The following is a 22,042-nucleotide window of genomic DNA, read 5'->3' as shown; positions in this document are numbered from 1 at the left end:
TTAAATCCCGATAGCTATCGGGATGCCGACGCTACGGCGTCGCCTGCGTTTTTTGCCTTACCAGCAGAAAAAATGACTTTGCTAGAATTGCACAAATCTCAAGTTGTTAAACTATAGTATAAGCCGTGTGCAATGAGCGGACGTGAAATCAGTTTTCCCGGCCGTCCATAGGTTACCCCCGATGGGCGGGAAATCGGCAACTTTTAACGAGCCCCGACGTACGAATCCCGTACATCAGTCCGTTATACGGCCACAAAACAACCCCCATGGTTTCACGCTACTTTCTTTTGCTCCTCACTCCCCTACTCTTCACCTGCGTCAGCGCCCAAACTACGAGCCCCGAAGGCCGTTGGGCCACGACCGACGACGAGACCGGCGAGAAGCAATCCATCATCGAAATATATAAGGTCGGCGACAAATATGACGGCAAAATCGCCGAGATACTTACCGACAAAAAAGACGCCATCTGCACCGAATGCTCCGGCAAGCTAAAGGGCAAGCCCATTCTTGGCCTGGTCATCGTCAAAGACCTCGTAAAGGATGGCGACTACTGGGACGGCGGCACCATCCTCGACCCCCGCAAAGGCGCGGAATACAAACTCAGCGCCTGGTACGAATCTGATCCCAACGTTCTCTATATCCGCGGCAAGCACTGGACGGGGCTCTACCGTACGCAGACCTGGCAACGAGTCGTTGGGAAGTAGAAAGACTTTGGTTTAGGGTCTGGGCTCTATAGTCTGTAGCACTAACCGGAGACTATAGACCATAGACTACAGACCTTAGAACTTCCCTCCCAGGCCACGAATCACCAACTCCTCCCATCAGTCAAAAAACAGTGCCAACCCCCCCAACATGCAGCAAAGCTCTACCCATCTTGATTTAGTTACCTATTTATACGGCGAGTCCACTACCGCCCAGGCCCAGGCCACCGAAAAATCATTGGCCGGCGACCCCGTTTTGCGCCACGAATTTACCGACCTCGTCCAGGCCCAGGCCTCCCTTCCGAAGGTGCGATTTAGTGCCCGCAAGCGGCTTCTCCAGGTGATCCGTAAGTATGCGGCCGGCCCCGACCTTCAATTGTCCGTCTAGTTGAAAAGAATCGGACTCCTTTCCGACACCCACTCCTACCTCGACCCCAAAGTATTCGACCACTTCGCCGAATGCGATGAGATTTGGCACGGAGGTGACGTCGGCAACGCTTCCCTGCTCGATGAGTTGGAAGCCTTCAAACCACTACGCGGCGTCTACGGCAACATCGACGATCAAACTGTCCGCGCCCGGCTACCCCTCAATCTCTCTTTCGAGGTCGAGGGGCTTTCGGTGTTTATGACCCACATTGGTGGCTACCCCGGGCGGTACACGCCGCGGGTTCGTAAGATTCTCGACGCGGAAAAACCCCGGCTTTACGTCTGCGGGCACAGCCACATTCTCAAAGTTATCATGGACAAAAAGCGCGCTTGCCTGCACATGAACCCGGGGGCTTGCGGGCGGCACGGGTTCCATCAGGTGCGGACGCTTTTGCGGTTCTCGGTGGAGGCGGGGCGGGTTTCGGATTTGGAGGTTATTGAGATGGGGAAGAGGTAGTAGGCTGGTAGGTTTTTAGGTGGTAGGTGGTAGGTGGTAGGTGGTAGGCGGTAGGCGGTAGGCTGGTAGGTGGTAGCTCAGCCAGTAAATTTAATTGATTTCGGTGTTTTCGTGGCAAAGAAAAAGCGAGCACTAACTTTCGTTAGTGCTCGCTGCTAATTTCTCGTAATTCGAATGCTGCTTACGCGAGTTTCTGGTACATCTCGCTGGCCATCGGCTCGCCAATGCTCATGCCGCCACCGACGTCGTAGCTGACGCCATTGCTGTAAGAGGATGCGTCGCTGGCCAGGTAGCGGACCATCGCTGCGATCTCGGTGGGGTGACCGGGGCGCTTGCTGGGGATGAACTTGCGCTTCTGTTCGAGGCTGTCTTCCGGGTGAGCGTCGTTCATCGGGGTAGAAATTTCACCGGGGCGAACGCCGTTGATGGTGATGTTCGTACCGCCGAGAGCAAAAGCGGCACACTTAATGAAGCCACCGAGGGCGTGCTTCGTCATCGTGTAAATCGTATCGACTGGGCTGGCGATGTGTTCGTGGACGCTGGTGCAGACGATGATGCGGCCGGGCGTTTCGCGGGGGGCGGTTTCGTTGCCGGTCACGACTTTGCGGGCGGTGTGGGCGATTTCGTCCATCGTGCTTTCATTACCGTCGGGGTCGAGGCCGAGCATGTGACGGGTGGCGCGTTGCACGGCCATTACTGCGCCGAATGTATTGACGTTGAATAGATCCTGTATGTCCGCTAGCTCCAAATGGGGGAACCGCTTCATGGTCATCTTGCCGGCGTTGTTGAAGAATATATCTAATCCGCCGAGCTCGCCGACGAGGTGGTCGATGGCTTGGTTAGCGGAGGCCGGATTAGTCAAATCCATCTTCGTATAAAATACTTTGCGGCCGAAATGGCGGACGGCTTCGGCGGTCAGTTTGGCGTCTTCTTCGTGGTGGGCGTAAGTAAAGCCGATGTCGCAACCGTCTTCGGCCAGGGCCATGGCGGTGTAGCGGCCAATGCCGGTGTCGGCGCCGGTGATGATGGCTTTACGGATGGTACGGCCTTCAGCCATGCGGGAGCCGGGCGTGCGGTTGGTTTCGAGGAGTTCCTCTAGCGTTGTTACTTCGGATTTCATAAATGTGGGGTTGTAAATTGATGCGTAATCGCCCTTTTACAACCCAGCTTACCTTCCGATGTGCGCCAAACCTTGACATAACAGGGTGCGGACGTTCTAACTAACTATGGCCATGTATTGCGCGGTCGTCCCGACTGAGTGCGGGACTTGCTTTCGCTTCGCGGGTGCAGTGCAAATTAGATGAGGAGAATATTTTTTCCACCACCTACTCGATCGGCGTACCGCCAACCTTCGTTAATGCTGCAAAAATTTCGTTCAGCTGGTCAAGCAAGGAACCGTCCTGTTTATTGATTATTTCCCGACCATCGATCGCCGCCACCCGTGTCAGTTCTCCCATAGTACCGGTCGTAAACACTTCATCCGCCGTATAAAATTCACTTACGGAGATGCGAGATTCTTCGGCGGGGATATTGTGCTCAACGCAGAGCCGTAGAATAGTCCGCCGAGTAATGCCGGGCAGGCAGTAATCAGCGTAAGGTGTTCTGACGACGCCGTTTCGAATCAAAAAGACGTTCACGCCGTTGGCTTCGGATACGTAACCATCCTTATCCAGCATCAAACCGGCGTCGGCGCCCGCGTGGTTGGCCTCGATCTTGGCCAGGATGTTGTTGAGCAGATTATTGTGGTGAATCTTACTGTCGAGGCTGTTCGGACTGTTGCGGCGAACGGAGCTCGTGATCAGTGTGATCGTTGGCGGATAAACGGGTGGCTTGTGCTCGGCAAGTACGATTAGCGTACAACCGGCCTGATTGAGGCGCGGGTCCATTCCGGAGGTAATCTTGTCTCCACGCGTGAGGGTCAGGCGGATGTGGACGCCATCAGTCATGTTGTTGGCCTTCAGGGTTTCGAAGATGGCCGTGCGCACGGACGCTCTGGTCGGGATGCCCTGAAAAGCTAGCGTGTGCGCCGAATCGAACAAGCGGTCAAGATGCTCTTCGAGGGAAAACACTCGGCCATCGTAAACGCGCAAACCTTCCCAAACGGCGTCGCCGCCCTGGACTACGCTATCGAAGACGCTGACTTTTGCTTCGTCACGGTGGACTAGTTTACCGTTGATGTGAACGAGAAGATCTTTGTTGGCGGGGTTGAATTGTTGGAGCATGAAGGCGTTGCGTTAAGATTAGAAGAGTGAACTCGCCAGCATTTCTTCGTAAGCTGGTTGGCACTGGTCGGCAATGCGTTGTAGTTCGGGGCTGAGGGTAAAGGCTCTTTCCCGGTAAGGTAAGAAACCCGTGCTTTTGTGAACGCCCGCGTACCAATGTTTGGCCCAAACACCGTCCTCGGGGCGTGGGCCGGCGGTCCAGCTAAGCATGGACTCGGTGAATTCGAAACCTAAGCGTTCGCAAAGTTGGCGCACTACTCGTCGAGGATTCAAGAGTAGTAACCGGGCGTCGATCACGGCGGCCAATTTACCCGTTTTGCGCAGAGATTTGAACAGCGCGAACTGCTGGAGTACCCCAATATCTTCGGCGGTCACCTTTTCCACCACTTCACCAAAAGATCGCAAGATTTCCCTGGGGTCGCGGATGAGCAGGACGTTCTGCATGTGGTTGAGAAATGCAGGATCAAGCGCGACGAGGTGGTGCGTCATTTGCTTGAAAACAACGTTGGGGCGGCCGTAATCCCCAGTGAGCATACTCCGGACAACCTGAATCCCGTCATCTTCCATATGCGCCAAAATCTCTTCTCGGCCAGGGTGCTCCGCCTCGGTAGGTTGGTGACGGAGGTAATGAGCATAGAGCGGTTCGTCAACTACGGCTACGGCCGGATTTTGCGCCAGTCCGTACATCAGGGCGGTACTGATGTTGCGGGGGGAAGACCAGAGGTTAATGCGGGTTTTGGTCATTTTGGTCTGTAGTCTAAAGTTTTTGGTCTGTGGTCTTTGCTTTTATTTCCCCCCTCATTGCACTCACCAAAAGTACCCTGCGCCCGCGACCGCGCCCGGAGCCACCACATACATCCTCGATGGCTAGTGGTGAGCAGCACCCAGATGAGTCATTGCCACCACGCAGGCACGTTCCGCCCCGACCGCAAGGTACTATTGGTTAGATAAGCTTAACGTTTGGCGCGCAAGATTGCCAAGGAAGGTTTAATTGAGTGTACTTCTCTTCCAATGAGGCCACAAAAACCGTACATTCGCGGCGCCTAATAAATATTGATTTTCCCCGTATTCACTACCACATTTTACCGCTCTCAAAAACGACTCACATGAAGACCGACATCATCGTTCCAACCGTTACCCAAGTTGCCGTAGCTGCCGTTCCGCGCACTGACGACTTGATGGAAGAACTCTGGGATATTTACGTGATTAACCTCCGTGCAGGCAGCATGACCAACCTGCTCATCACCAGCCAGGGCTACGGGGCGGTGGACGGCAACGACATGTCGACGACCGTGCTGCGTCACTTCCACCAGGAGCTAGCCGCGAACGCCGCGGTCAAGATCGAACCCATTCAGACGTCGCTGTTCGGCATCAAAAATGAATACTGGGTCAGCTTTAATGACGGTGAGGTAATGATGGACAAGCGCTTTATTTTCGAGCCGGGCCAAATTTCGGCGGCAGCACTGGAAACGGTGCCCGTGCTGGGCAAGCGGGGTGTGGTCGTTCAGTAGGTACTAAACTATTGCCGCCAACGCACCGCGAGTCGCTCGGAATAGGCACCGACTTGTGGGAGGTTCCGGTGAATCTTGGCGACCTTTGCCGCCCAGTTCATTTTAGATAAACAACCTTATGCCCGCACGCCCCGCCCCCAAGCAAGTCGACCACAGCCGCACGATCATGTCCGAGCTCGTGATGCCGAACGATACGAACCCGCAGAATAATTTGATGGGGGGCAATATGCTGCGGTGGATGGACATCGCCTGCGCCATCTGCGCGGGTAAGCACACCAACCGACCGGTAGTTACGGCTTCGGTGGATAACGTAGCCTTCGGCTCACCGATCCGTAACGGGGAAGTCGTCACGTTAGAAGCTACCGTGACCCGGTCGTTCACCACCAGCCTCGAAATATACGTGCAGGCCACCGCGGCCACCATGCAGGGCACCAACCCCCGGCGGACGCACCACGCTTATTTTACCTTCGTGGCTTTAGATAAAGACAATGGCTCGCCGGTCGCGGTCCCCGAAATTCTCCCCCTTTCCGAGATCGAAGAACAGCGCTACGCCGCCGCCCTTCGCCGTCGGGAACTGCGCCTCGTGCTGGCGGGGAGGATGAAGCCGGAAGACGCGGAGAATTTACGGGAGTTGTTTAAGTAACTGACTTAACACCCGTAGTTTTCAGCCTAAGTAGCTACACTATAAAAACCGAACACAAAAGCCACAAAAGCAAAAACACAAAGCACCAAAAGATTGGGCACCCGGTCTGAGTTTAGTCATGTGTTTTTTTTGATTCTTTTGTGTGTTGTGTGTTAAAAAAACTATGTCGGATTGTCGACGTGGCATCAAATACATGCGGTTAGTTGAGTACGTAAAGCACGGACGTCCCTGGCTACCGTCAAGTTTTACCGCGAGTGCGGCTGCCTCTGCCCGGAAATCTTGGTCTACCGGGGATACGGGGTCGGGTTCGTAAATTCGCCACCGCACTACCCCACCCCACATGAAAATAGCTACCTACAACGTCAACGGCATCCGCGCCGCCCTCAAAAAAGGGCTCGCCGAATGGACGGCCGCAACCGCGCCCGACGTCCTCTGTATTCAGGAGACGAAGGCCCACGAAGAGCAAGTGGACATGGCGGAACTGAAAGCCCTGGGTTACGTACACCAACAGTGGCACAGTGCGACATCCAGAAAGGGGTACAGCGGGGTTTTGACGTTGAGTAAGGTGGTGCCAGATTACGTCCAACTCGGCTTCGGCAACGAGAAATATGACCGTGAGGGCCGCGTTGTCCGCACGGACTTCGGCGATCTGACCATCTTCAATTGCTACTTCCCCAACGGCGGCCAGGGAGACGAGCGGCAGAATTTTAAATACGAATTTCTCGATGACTTCCTAGCCCATATCCTCGAGCTACAAAAGTCCCGCCCCGGCATTCTCGTGGTCGGTGATTACAACATTGCCCATAACGAGATCGACCTTCACTCACCGAAGACCAACCATAAGAACACCGGCTTTTTACCGGACGAGCGTAAGTGGATGACGGAGTGGTTCGACAAAACGGGCTTCATCGATACTTACCGCCACTTGTACCCCGAGGGCGAAGCCTACAGCTGGTGGAGCTACCGGGCAAACGCACGCAATAACGACAAAGGCTGGCGCATCGATTACCACAGCCTTAGCCCCTCCCACGCCAACCGACTCGTGGACGTAGTTCACCTAAAAGATGCCTTGCATTCGGATCATTGTCCGATCCTGCTGACCTTATCTTAAATATTTGCGTTTCTTCGTCGAATCATTTTCCCTGACCGCCAGCCCGGCTAATTTAACCAACAAGACATGCGCATATTTCTGGACAACGCCGCGACTACGCCCCTCGACCCCGACGTGCTCTCCGCCATGACCGACGTGATGGCCAACAACTACGGCAACCCATCCAGCATTCACGCGGAAGGGCGTAAGGCCCGCTCGCTCATTGAATCGGCGCGCAAAACGGTTGCCACCGCGCTCAACTGCAGCATCGGGGAAATATTTTTCACTTCGGGGGGCACGGAAGCCAATAATATGGCACTCAAGAACGCGGTGCGTGACCTGGGCGTGCGCCGGATCATTTCTTCGCCACTGGAGCACCACTGCGTGCTTCACAGCCTGGATTCCATCCGGGAGGCGGGCACGGCACAGGTTGAAATGGTTAAAATCGACGCACGGGGCCACGTCGATCTGGAAGACCTTAAGCAACGTTTGGCGCAGAGTGAGGCTAAGACTTTAGTTAGCCTCATGCACGCCAATAATGAAATCGGTAACCTGTTATCGTTGGAAGACGTAAGCAAAATTTGCGCGGACGCTGGTGCCATGTTTCACTGTGATACCGTACAGACGATGGGCTTTTACCCCATCGACCTGAACGCTACTCGGATTAATTTCCTGAGTGGTTCCGCGCACAAGTTTCACGGGCCGAAGGGTGTCGGGTTTATCTACATCAACTCCGACAACATCATCAAGCCTTACCTCGACGGCGGTGCCCAGGAGCGCAACATGCGCGGGGGGACGGAGAACATTTACGGCATCGTCGGCCTGGCGGCTGCCCTCGAAAAATCATACGCCAACCTAGCGGAACGCTCGGCGACCATCCGTGACGTGCGGGACTACCTCAAGCACGAGCTAGCCGCTAAGTACCCGGACGTAAAGTTTAATGGCGACCCCGATCGTAGCCACTACAAACTCCTCAGCACGAGCTTTCCCTACAGCGACAAGGGGACGATGTTGCTCATGAACCTCGACCTAGCGGGTATTTCCGCCAGTGGCGGCTCGGCCTGTTCGAGTGGGATCGACGTTGGCAGCCACGTCGTCGGCCACTTAAACCCCGATAGTCAGCGGCATACGGTTCGGTTCTCGCTCAACCACCACAACACGCGCGCGGAGGTCGATACGGTGGTGCGGAAACTGGCGGAGATGCGCTGATCTTTCCGGGAAGATATTGTTAGGGAGATGTCAAACCTAAATTGCTGAACACTGCTTGTCGTGTGGGCTTTAAAGTAGCAGACCGGGCGAGTACCGTCCGAACCCACAATTACGCATCCCCAATACCACTCCCCATGGCCGCACCTAACGTACAGATTAACGAAGCATGGAAAGCCGCGCTTTCCGATGAATTTGCCAAGCCTTACTTCAAAAATTTGATCCAGTTTCTGAAGCAAGAAAAAACCGATAACAAGACGATCTACCCCGCCGGCTCCTTGATTTTTAACGCCTACAACACTACCCCGATCGATCAGGTTAAAGTAGTCATTCTCGGTCAGGACCCTTACCACAACCCGGGGCAGGCCATGGGCCTCAGTTTTAGCGTACCGCAGGGAGTCACGCGCCCGCCATCCTTGCGAAATATCTATAAGGAACTGGAGACGAGCCTCGACATTCCGGCGACCAAGAATGGCGACTTAACTAACTGGGCGGAGCAGGGCGTTTTCCTGCTTAATTCCATGCTGACCGTGGAGCGCAACAAGCCGGGTAGTCACCAGCGTTCCGGCTGGCAGTTTTTTACGGATGCGTCCATCAAAGCTATTAGTGATCAGTGCGACAATGTGGTATTTATGTTGTGGGGTGCTTTCGCTAAGAAGAAGGGTGGCCTTATCGACGAGAACAAACACCTCGTCCTCGCCAGCGCTCACCCCTCGCCCTTCAGCGCCGACAAGGGTTTTTTTGGCAATAACCACTTCAAACTCGCCAATGAATACTTGGAAAAACACGGGAAAGACCCCATTGACTGGCGCGTAGGGTAATCTCCGCCGGCGGAGGAATTTTGTGGGTATCAACCGGGATAGTACCTTATGGTGGAGCACGTCTTCTCCCCTGTTTGTTACCTTCGCCACAATGCGCACATTTTCTGTCCACGCCGCTCTGACACTGCTTTTTTGTACTTTCCTCTGCACCTGCTCCCGGGCCCCTGCTGATGACGTGCAAGACCTCGTCATCGGAAATCTTCGTTATCAGGAGCGTAGTCAGCTACTGGACGCGACGGTAGAAATTCGGCGGGAGGACACTTCCACCACGTACTCGCCGCCGACGGTATTTAATTTTCCAATGCAGAAGGTTCCGCGCGGCGGGGAGCTGTTTAAGTACCGCCGCCCAATGCAGTATCCGGCAATTTTGCTACTGGACGTACCGTGTCATAATGATCGCTGCCCGTTGGAGTTGCGGTTCCCCCCGGTGTCCGTGGCGGCCATCCCCGACGTGATTGCACGTGGCCAGAAATTACGTGCGCCGATTGGGCGGAGCGCACTAGGGGAAGGGGAAAGCCTTCTTTATTTCTTCGAATCGACGGACCGCTCGGCCCCCCGGCAAATTCAAATACTCGGCCCCACGGCTAGCAACGTCGTCACGTTACCGAAGGCGGCGGTCTCCACCATCGCACCCGGCGAGTACGAACTATATCTGATCAAGCAGAAACTGGTCAAGGATAGTACTAGTAAGTTAAGGTCGAGCTTTCAACTTGCATTCTACACGAACACGAAGCCGGTGACGGTGACCGATTAAGCCCCGCGCCCATGTACGCTCTGCGCCGCTTATTGTACCTACCCTTCAGCCTCGTTCTCCTCAGCCTGCTCTGTTTTGTGCTGAGCAGCTACGTTCCGTTGGACCCAGTTGCCTCCAGCCTGCCGTCCGCTGATTCACGTTTGTCCAGCCAGGATCCGGAAACCTACGACCGCATCTACCGCCGCGCCGCGACCCGCTTGGGCTACGACAAGCCCCCGTTTTACGTTTCAATTAGTAACGCCGCACTTCCCGATACCCTCCACCGGATCACCCGGCCCACGGAGCGTAAAATGCTGAGGGCGCTGACGCTGGATGCAGGGAATTGGGAAAAAGTAGCCGAGTATTACCGGGTGCTCAAAGCGGTTGCCTTTACTGACGTCAACTCCACTAGCTCCCATGACGAGCAAGCGACACTGTTGGCGCGTCGCTTATTACTTCAGGACGATCCGGAGGTCATTAGGGAAAGTATCGACGGACTACGCAGCCGCGGTCGTGCGCACCACTTGACTACGGCTCACACTGATATTTACCAAAACCAGCAACGGCAGCGTTTGCTGTGGCCCGTTGTGCGCTGGCACGGCACCGGGAATCAGTACCATCGCTGGCTTAGCAACATTTTCGCGGGAGATTTTGGTATTTCCTACCTGGACCAGCAGCCGGTCATCGATAAGATCAAGCGCGCCGTTCCCAATACTCTACTCCTCAACGCGCTCGCCCTTTTCATCATTTTTGCCCTGTCCATTCCCCTCGGGCTATACTTAGCCCGGCGCGTTGGCACCCGGCGGGAGAGCTGGATCACCGGTGGACTTTTTATTCTCTACGGAGTTCCGAGTTTTTGGGTGGCTACGCTGCTGGCTACTTTCTTTACCACGCCCGCCTACGGGATGGACTTTTTTCCCAGCATGGGCCTCGGCTCCGTGCCGGTGGATGCATCTTGGTGGGAAACGGTGAGCGTACGCGGTGGACACTTAATTCTCCCCGTCTTGTGTCTGTCTTATCCGGCGTTGGCCTACGTGAGTCGTCATCTACGACAGTCCGGCACGCAAGAATTAAGCATGCCGTACGTGAGAACGGCCCGGATGAAGGGTCTTTCGGAGCGAAAAATCCTGTGGGGCCACGTGTTCAGAAACGCTTCCTTTCCACTCGTTACGCTGTTTGGTAACATCATTCCCGGCATGCTTGCGGGCAGCGTTTTGATCGAGCGTATTTTTAACATCCCCGGGATGGGGCAGCTACTTTACGTTTCCGCCGTTGGTGGCGACTGGCCAGTCATTATCATGCTGGTGATGATCAACGGGCTACTGACGGCGCTCGGGTTACTAGTGGCGGACCTTACTTACGCGGCAATTGACCCCCGGGTAGAACTCAACCGTCCTTCTCTCACGCAGGTGAATAACCGCTGATGGAAAACAATAAGCGCAAAGTAGGTTGGGCGCACTGCTGGATTATACTCCTGGTGGTGCTCGCCGTGTTTGCTGATCTTATCGCTAATGACCGGCCGCTGATCGCGTGTGTGAACGGAGAACTGCATTTCCCAGTCCTGAGTACCTACTCCGATGGTTTTACTGATCAGCCAACGCACCAAAAGCAGATTTACAACTGGTACGAGCAAACGACAGACTGGGCGGTCTGGCCCCCCGTCCCCTACGACGGTTCTTCGCCCGATCTCCGTAATGCGAATTACCGGTCTCCTTCCGAAGTCCAGCAAACGGGTACGTTCGCGCGGCACTTACTGGGGACGGACCGGCTCGGAAGGGACGTACTGGCATCCTTGATCCACGGAACTAGGGTAGCTCTGCTGGTCGGTTTCGGTTCCGTCTTATTGTCGCTTCTGATCGGCGTGCCCCTCGGCGGCGCGGCGGGTTTTTTTGGTAACACGGGCCTACGCTTTTCCAGGGCTAGTTGCTGGGCGACCGCGGCGGGTATATCGCTTGGTTTGCCCTACGCCATCGTTTGCCTACTACCTTACTTCGACATTACGAACCTAAGCGCGCAGGGTTTCGCCTGCGTGGTCGCCATTTCGGTGATCGGTGGAGGCATTTATCTCCTGCTCAATCAGTTCCGGAAATTCAGGGTTGACGTTAGTTTTCCACTAGATGGGATCGTCCTGCAAATTTTGGAGCTCTTCGTCAACGTCCCGGGGGCGGTGTTCCTGATCGCGGTGGTAGCATTTATCGAGGACGCATCGTTAACTACGGTGATCGTCGTCGTGGGCATTCTCGGGTGGACGGCGGTAGCGCGGTTTTTACGGGCCGAAATGTTACGCGTACGTAGCCTTCCCTACATCGAGGCGGCGTACGGAGGTAATATTTCATCGTGGAGGATTTTGTTCGTGCACGCGTTGCCGAACGCAATCGGTCCGTTGCTCGTGATTGCTGGTTTCATGATGGGTTCCGCCATTCTACTGGAAGCTTTCCTTTCCTTTCTGGGCATTGGAATACCGAACGACTTACCAACCTGGGGTAGCTTGCTACGACGCGCACGGGAACAACCGTCGGCGTGGTGGTTGGCCGTTTTCCCCGGAGTAATGTTGACGGCGACCATTCTGGCTATTCTACGCATCGGAGAGCGGAAAGGCTAAGCAGATCTCTTCGCTCCGTAACCTAAACAGATCTTGAGCGCTCGATTGCGATATCCGGGCTCTTTTACTCACGAAGCATCCTCACCGGCCGGCCGTTCGCAGCAGCGCAACTTTTTGTAAGGCCATGATGCTTACGGCGTCCTTTATCCGACCATCCAGGGTCATTGCGATGGCTTCGGAGATTAGTAGCTTCTTTACTTTCAGATCTTCCGTTTCCTCGGGCTCCGCGTCTTCTTGTGACAGTCCTTCGGCCAGATAGGCTATTCCATATTCATCGCAGACGGAGTTGCTCGTATAGAAATCTAATAAAAGCGTCCAGCCCGTAGCGACGAGCCCCGTTTCCTCTTTCAGTTCTCGTTTCGCGGTTGCGAGCGGATCGGTTCCTACGGGGCACCCGCCTTCGGGTATTTCCCATTCGTAGCGGTTGGTCGCGTACCGAAACTGGCCGACCAGGTACGTATAACCTTCATCATCGATGGGTACGATCCCGATCGCATGATTCTTAAAGCGGACGACTCCGTAAATCCCCTCACCGCCACGAGGATTGATAACTTCACTGTGGTCGACCCCCAGCCAGGGATTATCGTAAACGGTTTTGGTGCTTTTGGTCGTCCAGGGATTCTTCATCTGGCCAAAATACGAAGGGAATAGACCAACGTAATTAATCTAAATTACTCGAAGGTGGGATCACCGTACACTCGCCAACTGCCGTCGTCATTGCGACCGGGCAAGCGCCGCAATCTCGGACCTATCACCTCCCGGATATTCTGAATAATCGATACAACACTCAACACGGGCCAGAATTAATCCATCTAATCGGTAGATTTTGGGCTGGGAAATTGAGAGACCAAGCGGCGTTATCATAATGGCACTACTTGACTTCCCGATGAGTTACTATTCGGCTGCGGTTGTGTCAGGCGGCAATTTGCAGTTTACGCACCAGCTCGCTGTCCGCTGCGGGTGCGAAGAGCAGATCTCCCTTCCGGTCGTCCACAACTTCCAGGCGGAGTTCGGTTGCTAATGTTTTTGCCAACTGCCCCATCTCCTGAGCGTAGGGCATACTACTTCCCAGCGCAGCGTAGTGATCGACGATACCGATCCGAATCGTTTCGAGGGGGTCAAAGCGGAGGAGAAGGTCACGCAGTTCCGCCGTTGCTTTTGATTTGACGCCTTTCTCCTTCAACGCTGCTCTGATGTCCTCCATTTTAAGAAAGACGATCTGTTCGTGACGGAAGTGTTGCCAGTAATCACCGCTGCCCCGGCGGTGGCTGTAGTGAGCCAGGTGACGCTGTTCGGCTCCTTTCTGACAGGAGATGCGGGCCATGGCTTTGGTTTGCTCGAGCAGGGTGAGCATCTCGTCGGTACTCAGTTTAACGTGCTCGGGGTAGATCTGCTCTTCCTTACTGAGTTTAGTTGCGACGGCTTGTTTCACTTTCGACTTCGTACCGAGGGCAACGAGTTTTGCAAACTCTACCTGGAGGTAGTACTCCTGCATTAACTGTCCCTTTGTTTTGGCGGAACGCGCGTAGTCCTTCAGGCCCTCCGGCCGCCGAATACCGTTGGTGAACTCATAAACGTCTTTTAACCACTGCTGCACGTTGACTTGATAGTGGTTATCGTTTAGGCCAAGCGCCCGGTGGAGCTGGGTGGCTTTGACGACGCGAGTTCCACGTTTGCTGGTCAGTATTTTGAGGTCCATACTAAAAAGATGCTGATGATGAAACAAAATTAGGGTTTGTTTGAATTAAAAACAACTTTACAACAAATTATTTCTCATTTATTTGTTGTCAAAACCCGGTTCACGTTGATTTATCAGTCAGTTACGCCACCTTCGTAACTTATTTGATTACTGTTCCGTCCCGCGGATCACTACCATAGTTTTGGGGGAGGATCGCCGGGGACACGGTGGGTTGGAGTTTATGAATACCAATTTCGCTCGTCCGACGTAAATACCCGGCACCCGCGCCCGCGCCCCCTTACCCGAGATTGGATATGTGGAAATGAGCAGAACGATAGGTGCCCTGGTGCGTTATCTTTGCGCACGTTCCCCCCGCCTTTCCAAGAACAGCTAAATAAGATAAATTAGTGAAACTACCCCTGCGCATCCATGCCGAAGGCCGACGAATGCTTACCCTATTGTTGCTGGGGCTAGCGGCAATTTGTTTTGTGGCTTTTACGGTGCTGCCAAACATTGCCTGGATAGTGGCGGGAGTAAGCTTGCTCTTTTTTCTGGTTATTCTCCAGTTCTTCCGCAATCCAAACCGTTTGGTGCCCGTGGAAGATGACAACCTGGTCTACGCACCCGCTGACGGTAAGGTCGTCGTTATTGAAGAGGCCACCGAGCCGGAGTATTTTAAGGATAAGCGGCTACAGGTAAGTATTTTTATGTCGCCGGTAAACGTGCACGTCAATCGCAACCCCATCGGTGGCAAGGTGACTTACAACGCTTACCACCCGGGAAAGTACCTAGTTGCGTGGCACCCGAAGAGTTCTACGGAAAATGAGCGAACTACCGTAGTGATCGATAACGGTAACACCGAAATATTACTTCGCCAAATAGCCGGAGCGCTAGCGAAACGTATAAAGAATTATCTTGAAGTTGGTCAGGAAGTCCGCCAGGGGGAAGATTTCGGGTTCATCAAGTTTGGCAGCCGGGTGGATATGTTCTTACCCCTCGGCACACAGCTCGATGTGCAGCTCAACCAAAAAGTGAAGGGTAACAAAACTGTTATCGCACGGCTGGGTTGAACGGTTAATCTCCCCGCTTACTCACGCCAAAAAGCTGGAAAAGTCGTTACCTTATTACACAAACTTCCGCCGCTTATGTCTCGCCGCCAAACACCCAAAACCCGTCCTTACGAAGAAAAGTCTCTGGTTGAAAAGCAACAAGACTTTAAGAGACACTTGCGTACGTACGTGGTCATGAGCTTGTTCTTTTTCGTGCTGAACGCGACGACTGCCTTCGGCGCCTGGTGGTTTTACTGGCCGATGCTGGGTTGGGGAATAGGGGTTATTCTGCAGGGCCTGAGTTTGTACGGGCCGCTCCGCGACGCGGACAGCACGCACCAGCAGGAGCAACTCGAGCCCCTGCCGGATCTTGAAGACCGTTACCCAGGCATGGAGCTCAAAGAGTTACAAACCAACAAACCCTACCGTGAAGAAGACTTGGTGTGAATCCTCGCAAAGGCGTCGGCCACGGTAATTACGCCATCCGTACCGGGGGTAAGTCTTTTTGCCCTCAACAGGGTTTTCCGGCGCAGGGCGTTATAGAGCGGCTCCCCCGCAATCAAGTTGTTCTCCGTTATTCTCCCATTATCCGCACCCGCGTGCAACAGCCGGCCGGCGCCAAGGTAGAAACCGACGTGTGTGATGCGCTGACTTCCGTCGTCGCGGATGGCACCGAAAAAGAGCAAGTCTCCTACCGCTAGATTAGCCAGATCCTCCGTCAAGGGTACTTCCGTTCCAGCGTGTACCTGTTGGCTGGCATCCCGGGGAATGACAAACCCATTGAGGTAGTAGACCATTTTAGTGAAGCCACTACAGTCCATCCCGTTGGGGCTGGTACCACCCCACAAATAGGGCTGCCCGCTGAATCGTAGCGCGGTGTTGACCAGTTCTTGGGATTTTAATTCTCGTGGATTAGCCCATTCTTTGAATGTGTGCAGATCTTTGGCAGGCACGGTACCTCGGTCACCGTTGGGTAGCGCTACCGACTGGCCGGAACGACTAGATGGCGCCCGCGCAGCGATAATCCCGCCGGGAGTAATGGCACTCAGCACGTCACGGTATTCGTCGTTGGAGGTAACCGCGCGTGTTTCACCATCGACCATCCGAAGGTCTTCTCGCTGGTACGCCGCCAGCTCTTCCCCCGTCATGCTGACGAATGCACCGGGCTCGAGCCACGCCAAGTAGCCATCGGGGGTACGGACTAAAAACCACTCATCTTGCTCGTCGAGCACCCGTATGGGCGTCCCCAGCAATGCTTGAGTAGCGAGCTCCTGGTTGTGACCGGGGCGGCTACGGAGGTTAGCTACGGAAACTTTGATTACCCCGACGCTGCGGTCACCGACGGCGGTATCGGGCAGGAGCCGGACATTGTTTACCAGTTCCTTACTAGCTCCCGCCAAACTATCCAACGCATTTTGGCCAGCCACAAGCGTCGTGTACCCCTCGATGCTTCCGTTCGTAACTGCGGCTACTAGCCTATCAGTCCGCTTATCGGGTGCGAATCGTTTGGATAATTCTTCCAGAGCGGCTGCGTGGTCGGCAGCCGCGGGTTTCGCGTGCATCGTACAAGAAGTCACCGCCACGCAAAGGCAAAAAAATAGGTATGGATTCATAGCGCTTAATCGAGTATTTTGTCCCGGACGGGGACTTTTTGGCCCTCTCCGAGCGGGAAGTTCCGTTTGTGGAATGGTAGTGAAAAAACAACATTTATTTTGACTTGCATACTAATAATACCGGATAAATTAAAACAAACCGCCGGAAAACCAGCATTTTCCTGTACTTTCACGTAGTGTTCGCGAACTTGTTTCGGCAATTTTGTTAACATCTCATACGAGTTCTAGCGGATCTCAGTAGGTTGCACCTTTCAGATTTCAATTTTTGATGCTTGATCCGAGCTTTTTTCTTGCTCTTTTCCCCGCTTCTTGTTTTCATCCTTTTTTTCATTTTATCATTTCCCTTTTTGTTATGAATTTATTTGTTGCCCGGCTGAGCTGGGATACCGACGAGGACGCCCTCCAAAATACGTTTAGCGCGTACGGAGAAGTAGAGTCCGTAAAAATTATCCTCGACCGCGAGACCGGCCGTTCACGTGGTTTCGGCTTCGTTGAAATGCCCAACGAGGAAGAGGCCAAGGCGGCTATCGAAGCCCTGGATCAATCCGACCTAGATGGTCGTACAATTGTAGTCAAAGAAAACGAACGCCAAGGCGGCGGCGGCGGTGGAGGCGGAGGCTTCAACCGTGGCGGCGGCGGTGGTGGCGGTTACGGCGGCGGTGGCGGAGGCTACGGCGGTGGTGGCGGCGGTCGCAGTGGCGGCGGTGGCGGTTACGGCGGCGGTGGCGGCCGTAGTGGCGGCGGCGGCGGTTACAGCGGTGGCGGTGGCGGCGGTGGTTACCGTGGCGGCGGAAATGATCGCGGCGGTGGCGGCGGTTACCGTGGCGGCGGCGGAAACGACCGTGGCGGCAGTGGCGGTGGTGGCGGCTATGATCGCGGCGGCGGTGGCGGTGGTCGTTATGACCGCGGCGGCGGTGGTGGCGGTGGCGGTCGTTATGACCGCGGCGGCGGCGGCGGTGGTGGTGGCGGCAACTACGATCGCGGCGGCTCCGGCGGCTCCGGCGGCGGTGGCGGTTATGACCGCGGTGGCAGTGGCGGTGGCGGCGGAAGTCGCTATGATCGCGGTGGCAACAGTAGCGGCGGTAGTGGTAGCGGAAGCGGCCGTGATGGCGGTTCCGATGACTACGAGCGCCGTGTTAGCAACGATAGCAACTACGGCCCCAGTCGTCGGCCACGCATCAATCGTTCAAGCGACACTAATCGTTTCAACAACGGCAACGACTAGTTTCAGGACTAAGTCACGCAACAGGACTAACAGTTCTTACGCATAAGAAAGCGCCCCGGCACCTCGCCGCGGGCGCTTTTGTGTTACTCCTTCCGAAGCTAGTGAGAAAAGCAAATCTCCCTATATTGTGTTACGCTAGCCTTCCGCTGTCCTGACCAATTTTCAATTTAGACCATTTTCTACTGAGTAGACCAGAAACGATGACCATGAAAAATATTTTACTCTCGCTCTGCCTTCTGGCAACGGTTTCACTACCCGCGCAGATCATCACCACCAGCCCGGCCGCGCCGACGGACGACCAAGCAGTAACCATCACGTTCGATGCTACCCAGGGGACGGGTGGGCTTGCCGACTGCCAGTGCGATGTCTACCTGCACACCGGCGTCATCACGGACGTAAGTAACGAATGGCGTTACACGGTCACCACCTGGGCAGTTGCCGATGACGCCTGGAAGATGACCCCGGTGGCGGGAAAAGCCAATAAGTACACTTATACTTACACGCCATCGGTACGGGAGTATTTTAGCGTGCCTGCGGGCGAAACCATCAAGCAGATCGGGCTCGTCTTCCGCAACGCGGATGGCACAATTGAAGGTAAAGCCTCCGGGGGGGGAGATATCTTCATCGACGTGAGTAAAGGTGGTGATGCCCTGGGCATCACGGCGGTCGGTGATCCGGAGCAAGAATTCTGGGCCCTCGGTAAGTCACTACCCGTTCAACTGGGCGCGACCGTGGCTAGTACGTTAGAAATTTTTGACAACGATTCGTTGGTAGCCACTACGGTGGGTACTGATTTAGCTAAAGAAATAATCTTCACAACGCCCGGAGCGCACACCGTCCTTTTCGTAGCAACTACGGAAGATGGGCGAACGGCGAGAGATTCATTTGCCATCACTGCCCGTCTGGAGGTTGAATTTACTTCGCCCAGCAACAACATCGTTCAGGCCGCTCCAAACAGTACGGTCACGCTATTCGCGACGTCCTTTATCGACGCAACGCTGCAACTGGAGAGCGGTTCGAACGTAGAAGTGACCGGTCAGGGGCCGAATTTTGAATTTACCCTGCCGCTTGGGGCCGAGTCCGTCACCACCTTCACGATCACCGCAACTTACCTCGGCGAAACCGCCGTAGATCGGGTAACTTTCGTTACGGGCGATCCGGCGATCGCTGACCCCCCGGCTGGGTTACAACCCGGAGCGACGGACCTCGCGGACGGGAGTACTACGCTACTCCTCCGCGCACCCGGCAAGTCGGACGTGTTCGTTGCGCACAATTTTAACGATTTTGCCCCCACCGCCGCGACCCGGATGAATAGGTCGAGTGACAACGGCACATTCTGGTTGGAGCTTACGGACCTACCCCAGGCGGGTGACTTGATTTATAACTACCTCATCGACGGCGACATTGTACAGCCGGACCCCTACAGTAAATTAGTGCTCGATCCTTTCAATGACCGGTTCATTGCTGAGACGACGTTTTCGGGTATTCCGGATTACCCACGGGACAATGCTTCCGGCATACTAACCTGGCACCGGCGCCAGCGCCCTAGCTACGAATGGCAAAGCGCGGCGGATTACCAACGCCCGGACCCCAAAAAGATGGTGGTTTATGAGCTACTCGTCCGTGATTTTATCGAGGACCACAGTTTCACCACTCTAATCGATACGCTGGATTATCTGGAACGCCTCGGCGTCAACACCATCGAACTCATGCCGGTCAATGAGTTTGAGGGGAACCTGAGCTGGGGATACAACCCGAGCTTTCACATGGCGCTGGATAAATATTACGGCAGCCCGGAAGACTTGAAAGCTTTCGTCGACGCCTGCCACCAGCGGGGCCTGGCCGTCGTGTTGGACATTGTCTATAACCACGCATTTGGCCAGAGCCCATTAGCGCGCATGTGGTGGGATGAAGACGAGTTCCGCCCCACGGCGGACAATCCTTACCTGAACGTCACGGCCACGCATCCCTTCAACGTCGGCTACGATTTCAACCACGAGAGCGAACTAACGAAGGAGTACGTCAAAAACACGACGGCCTACTGGCTCGAAGAGTTTCGTATTGATGGCTTCCGCTGGGACCTTACTAAAGGGTTTACCCAGACTGATTACGGTGATGACGTAGACGCCTGGAGCCGCTACGATGAAGGTCGCGTCGCCATCCTTAAGGATTACGCGGACCACGTGTGGAGCGTGGATGACGAAACGTACATGATCATGGAGCACCTAGCGGAAGCCCGGGAAGAAGAAGAGCTCGCGCAGTACGGCAACGACATGTACTTCTGGTCTGGCTTCGTCCCGCATGATAACTACCTCGAAGCCTCAATGGGCTACCACGACGATAATAAAAGTGATTTTTCCGGTGCTTTGGCGGTCAACCGGAGCTTGAGTGATCGCAACCTGATCGCCTACATGGAAAGCCACGACGAGGAACGGATGCAGTTCAAAAATGAGTCTTTTGGAAATCGCGATGGTGGCTATGACATCAGGGAAGAAGCAACCGGCCTGGACCGAGTCGAACTCGCCAGCACTTTTTTCTATACCCTGCCAGGCCCGAAGATGCTCTGGCAGTTTGGCGAGCTCGGTTATGACTTCTCCATCAACTACTGCGAGGATGGGTCCGTCAATGAGAGTTGTCGGACGGGTAACAAACCCATCCGTTGGGGCTACCGCGAGGAAACTGACCGGCAGGACGTTTACAACTGGATCGCGGACCTCAACTACTTACGCAACAACTTTGACTTTTTCCACGATGAAGTTGTCGAGCAGCAGCTCGGTGGCGCGACGAAACGCCTTCACTTGCGGGGTAACGACGGTGAGGTTGTAATCGTCGGTAATTTTGGCGTCACGCCTGCCGCGGCAACGAATGTGTTTCCCGCTGCCGGAGACTGGTACAATTACGCGGCTGAACAAATGGAGACGATCGCTAACCCAGCTGCCCCCGTTATGCTCGAACCCGGTGAATACCGGCTTTACCTATCCCGTGAAATCCGCCAGGGTGGTGGTGAGTTAACGACTTCGCTCAACGATCGCCAGGTGGAACGTTTATCCCTCACGGTCGCGCCTAACCCTACTTCCGGCCCGCTGAATATTTCCTTCAGTTTACCCACCGCAAAGCAGATACGCATCGACGTTCTCGACCTAAACGGACGCGGCATTACCACTTTGGACCAGCGCTACGGCACGCGCGGCCTAAATAAGGTTCGTGTAAACACCGGAACGCTTGCGCCCGGGTTCTACCTACTCCGACTTACGGATGGCACCGGGACTGCAGTGAAGAAGATAATTGTCCAGTAGACCTTTATCACCGCTCACTTCAGCAGATACGTCTCCCGCGTGTCCGCTGAAGGTGCCGGTAAAGAGCGAATTACCTGAATAGCTATGAACGTAGAAGAGATCGAAGTACAGGAGCACCTAGGTGCCCTGGCTGATAACCTGTCTTTGAAGCAACTCACCGTTGCTACTAACCTCCGCAGGCAATCCTTCCAAATCTACCTGAGTGATCCGGCATCAGCCGTTCAGCGCGGCGTGTACTTCTGCGGTCTGAAGCCTTACGGAGCGGTGGGGCGCTCCTACCCCGCCCCGGAAAAATTATCCGCGGGTTTCAATACCTACCGCGATGCCTCTACCAGCTCTCCCTTTTACTCCCGTGCCCGCAAGTTGATCCGACACACGCTCGATCTTACACTGGGTGAGATGGCGCCGTTAGAAGCAGCTTTTTGCACGAACTGGTTCTTCCAGCGCGCCGCCGATACCGCGCAGTTGAAACGCTTTGGTCTGGACGCACTGGACGTAAGTAAATTTCACGAACAATTTCTCCAACGGTACCGACCCAAAATTATCCTCTGCATCGGCAACGGCCCGGTCAGTGCTTACGCCGGCATGCTGAAGTTGCTCGATCTAAAAACGGAGACAACGGAACCGTATCTCGGCCGCAGTTACCTCCGCGCGAGCACAAAAAAAGGGGAAGCCGTCATTATCGGCCTCCCCCATCTGAGTCGTTATTCCGTCGAGCCGGCAGCGTTGGACTTTATCAATCGCTGCTACCGTGCCTTAGTGTAAGAAA

22 protein-coding genes are annotated in these 22,042 nt (G+C 54.8%); 16 read left to right on the top strand and 6 right to left on the bottom strand.

Going from position 1 to position 22,042, the window contains the following annotated elements:
* Nucleotides 1-266: 266 nt before the first annotated feature.
* The 3 genes from GGR27_RS09065 to GGR27_RS09055 all read left to right on the top strand — a co-directional run bounded on the left by GGR27_RS09065 (nucleotide 267) and on the right by GGR27_RS09055 (nucleotide 1,584).
* Complete coding sequence (locus GGR27_RS09065) at nucleotides 267-704, top strand: DUF2147 domain-containing protein (protein WP_168037099.1); 438 nt, start codon at nucleotides 267-269, stop codon at nucleotides 702-704.
* Between the two features lie 148 nt (nucleotides 705-852).
* On the top strand, nucleotides 853-1,089 hold the full coding sequence (locus GGR27_RS09060) for a hypothetical protein (protein ID WP_168037098.1): 237 nt from the start codon (nucleotides 853-855) through the stop codon (nucleotides 1,087-1,089).
* Nucleotides 1,090-1,584: a metallophosphoesterase family protein gene (locus GGR27_RS09055; RefSeq protein WP_168037097.1), complete on the top strand. Its 495-nt coding sequence runs from the start codon at nucleotides 1,090-1,092 to the stop codon at nucleotides 1,582-1,584.
* A 181-nt stretch (nucleotides 1,585-1,765) separates the two neighbouring features.
* Here the strand turns inward: GGR27_RS09055 and GGR27_RS09050 are convergent, their stop codons facing one another.
* The 3 genes from GGR27_RS09050 to GGR27_RS09040 all read right to left on the bottom strand — a co-directional run bounded on the left by GGR27_RS09050 (nucleotide 1,766) and on the right by GGR27_RS09040 (nucleotide 4,550).
* Nucleotides 1,766-2,704, bottom strand: a complete 939-nt coding sequence (locus GGR27_RS09050) for an SDR family oxidoreductase (RefSeq protein ID WP_168037096.1) — start codon at nucleotides 2,702-2,704, stop codon at nucleotides 1,766-1,768.
* 205 nt (nucleotides 2,705-2,909) lie between these two features.
* On the bottom strand, nucleotides 2,910-3,806 hold the full coding sequence (locus tag GGR27_RS09045; protein WP_168037095.1) for an aminotransferase class IV: 897 nt from the start codon (nucleotides 3,804-3,806) through the stop codon (nucleotides 2,910-2,912).
* A gap of 18 nt (nucleotides 3,807-3,824) precedes the next feature.
* On the bottom strand, nucleotides 3,825-4,550 hold the full coding sequence (locus tag GGR27_RS09040; RefSeq protein WP_245184499.1) for a sulfotransferase-like domain-containing protein: 726 nt from the start codon (nucleotides 4,548-4,550) through the stop codon (nucleotides 3,825-3,827).
* A 362-nt stretch (nucleotides 4,551-4,912) separates the two neighbouring features.
* Between GGR27_RS09040 and GGR27_RS09035 the strand changes: the two genes are divergently transcribed.
* The 8 genes from GGR27_RS09035 (at nucleotide 4,913) to GGR27_RS09000 (ending at nucleotide 12,412) form a co-directional block, all read left to right on the top strand.
* A complete protein-coding gene (locus GGR27_RS09035; protein WP_168037094.1) occupies nucleotides 4,913-5,317 on the top strand; it encodes a hypothetical protein in 405 nt (134 codons plus the stop codon).
* Nucleotides 5,318-5,435: 118 nt separating this feature from the next.
* Complete coding sequence (locus GGR27_RS09030; protein ID WP_168037093.1) at nucleotides 5,436-5,960, top strand: acyl-CoA thioesterase; 525 nt, start codon at nucleotides 5,436-5,438, stop codon at nucleotides 5,958-5,960.
* Nucleotides 5,961-6,300: 340 nt separating this feature from the next.
* Entirely contained in the window at nucleotides 6,301-7,071 is a 771-nt protein-coding gene (locus GGR27_RS09025) for an exodeoxyribonuclease III (RefSeq protein ID WP_168037092.1), read from the top strand.
* Nucleotides 7,072-7,137: 66 nt separating this feature from the next.
* Nucleotides 7,138-8,259 carry a cysteine desulfurase family protein gene (locus GGR27_RS09020; RefSeq protein WP_168037091.1) on the top strand — a complete coding sequence of 374 codons (1,122 nt, stop codon included), beginning with the start codon at nucleotides 7,138-7,140 and terminating at the stop codon, nucleotides 8,257-8,259.
* 134 nt (nucleotides 8,260-8,393) lie between these two features.
* Complete coding sequence (gene ung / locus GGR27_RS09015) at nucleotides 8,394-9,077, top strand: uracil-DNA glycosylase (protein WP_168037090.1); 684 nt, start codon at nucleotides 8,394-8,396, stop codon at nucleotides 9,075-9,077.
* A 91-nt stretch (nucleotides 9,078-9,168) separates the two neighbouring features.
* Nucleotides 9,169-9,831, top strand: a complete 663-nt coding sequence (locus GGR27_RS09010) for a hypothetical protein (protein WP_168037089.1) — start codon at nucleotides 9,169-9,171, stop codon at nucleotides 9,829-9,831.
* A gap of 11 nt (nucleotides 9,832-9,842) precedes the next feature.
* The gene (locus tag GGR27_RS09005; protein WP_168037088.1) at nucleotides 9,843-11,234 is read left to right on the top strand and encodes an ABC transporter permease; all 1,392 of its coding nucleotides are present in this window, start codon (nucleotides 9,843-9,845) and stop codon (nucleotides 11,232-11,234) included.
* Nucleotides 11,234-12,412, top strand: a complete 1,179-nt coding sequence (locus tag GGR27_RS09000; protein WP_168037087.1) for an ABC transporter permease — start codon at nucleotides 11,234-11,236, stop codon at nucleotides 12,410-12,412. The genes GGR27_RS09005 and GGR27_RS09000 overlap by 1 nt, the downstream gene beginning before the upstream one ends.
* A gap of 81 nt (nucleotides 12,413-12,493) precedes the next feature.
* Here the strand turns inward: GGR27_RS09000 and GGR27_RS08995 are convergent, their stop codons facing one another.
* Both GGR27_RS08995 and GGR27_RS08990 read right to left on the bottom strand, forming a co-directional pair.
* Nucleotides 12,494-13,039 (bottom strand): NUDIX domain-containing protein, encoded by a 546-nt coding sequence (locus tag GGR27_RS08995; protein ID WP_168037086.1) that lies wholly within the window; start codon nucleotides 13,037-13,039, stop codon nucleotides 12,494-12,496.
* A gap of 286 nt (nucleotides 13,040-13,325) precedes the next feature.
* Nucleotides 13,326-14,111, bottom strand: coding sequence for a hypothetical protein (locus GGR27_RS08990; RefSeq protein ID WP_168037085.1), 786 nt, complete (start codon nucleotides 14,109-14,111; stop codon nucleotides 13,326-13,328).
* A 386-nt stretch (nucleotides 14,112-14,497) separates the two neighbouring features.
* Here GGR27_RS08990 and GGR27_RS08985 point away from each other — a divergent pair, with 386 nt between their 5' ends.
* Together GGR27_RS08985 and GGR27_RS08980 are read left to right on the top strand one after the other, a co-directional pair.
* Nucleotides 14,498-15,160, top strand: coding sequence for a phosphatidylserine decarboxylase family protein (locus GGR27_RS08985; RefSeq protein ID WP_320060343.1), 663 nt, complete (start codon nucleotides 14,498-14,500; stop codon nucleotides 15,158-15,160).
* Between the two features lie 75 nt (nucleotides 15,161-15,235).
* On the top strand, nucleotides 15,236-15,586 hold the full coding sequence (locus GGR27_RS08980; RefSeq protein ID WP_168037084.1) for a 2TM domain-containing protein: 351 nt from the start codon (nucleotides 15,236-15,238) through the stop codon (nucleotides 15,584-15,586).
* On the opposite strand, the gene GGR27_RS08975 is transcribed toward GGR27_RS08980, so the two are convergent.
* Nucleotides 15,562-16,701, bottom strand: coding sequence for a C40 family peptidase (locus GGR27_RS08975; protein WP_168037083.1), 1,140 nt, complete (start codon nucleotides 16,699-16,701; stop codon nucleotides 15,562-15,564). The genes GGR27_RS08980 and GGR27_RS08975 overlap by 25 nt on opposite strands.
* Nucleotides 16,702-17,104: 403 nt before the next feature.
* Between GGR27_RS08975 and GGR27_RS20285 the strand changes: the two genes are divergently transcribed.
* The 3 genes from GGR27_RS20285 to GGR27_RS08960 all read left to right on the top strand — a co-directional run bounded on the left by GGR27_RS20285 (nucleotide 17,105) and on the right by GGR27_RS08960 (nucleotide 22,038).
* Nucleotides 17,105-17,977, top strand: coding sequence for an RNA recognition motif domain-containing protein (locus GGR27_RS20285; protein WP_168037082.1), 873 nt, complete (start codon nucleotides 17,105-17,107; stop codon nucleotides 17,975-17,977).
* Nucleotides 17,978-18,183: 206 nt separating this feature from the next.
* A complete protein-coding gene (locus GGR27_RS08965) occupies nucleotides 18,184-21,273 on the top strand; it encodes a DUF4961 domain-containing protein (RefSeq protein ID WP_168037081.1) in 3,090 nt (1,029 codons plus the stop codon).
* A gap of 84 nt (nucleotides 21,274-21,357) precedes the next feature.
* Nucleotides 21,358-22,038: a hypothetical protein gene (locus GGR27_RS08960; protein WP_168037080.1), complete on the top strand. Its 681-nt coding sequence runs from the start codon at nucleotides 21,358-21,360 to the stop codon at nucleotides 22,036-22,038.
* Nucleotides 22,039-22,042 lie beyond the last annotated feature (4 nt).

This window comes from Neolewinella antarctica (assembly GCF_011927835.1).
Lineage (GTDB): Bacteria > Bacteroidota > Bacteroidia > Chitinophagales > Saprospiraceae > Neolewinella > Neolewinella antarctica.
This window is presented reverse-complemented; position numbering and strand designations above follow the sequence as displayed.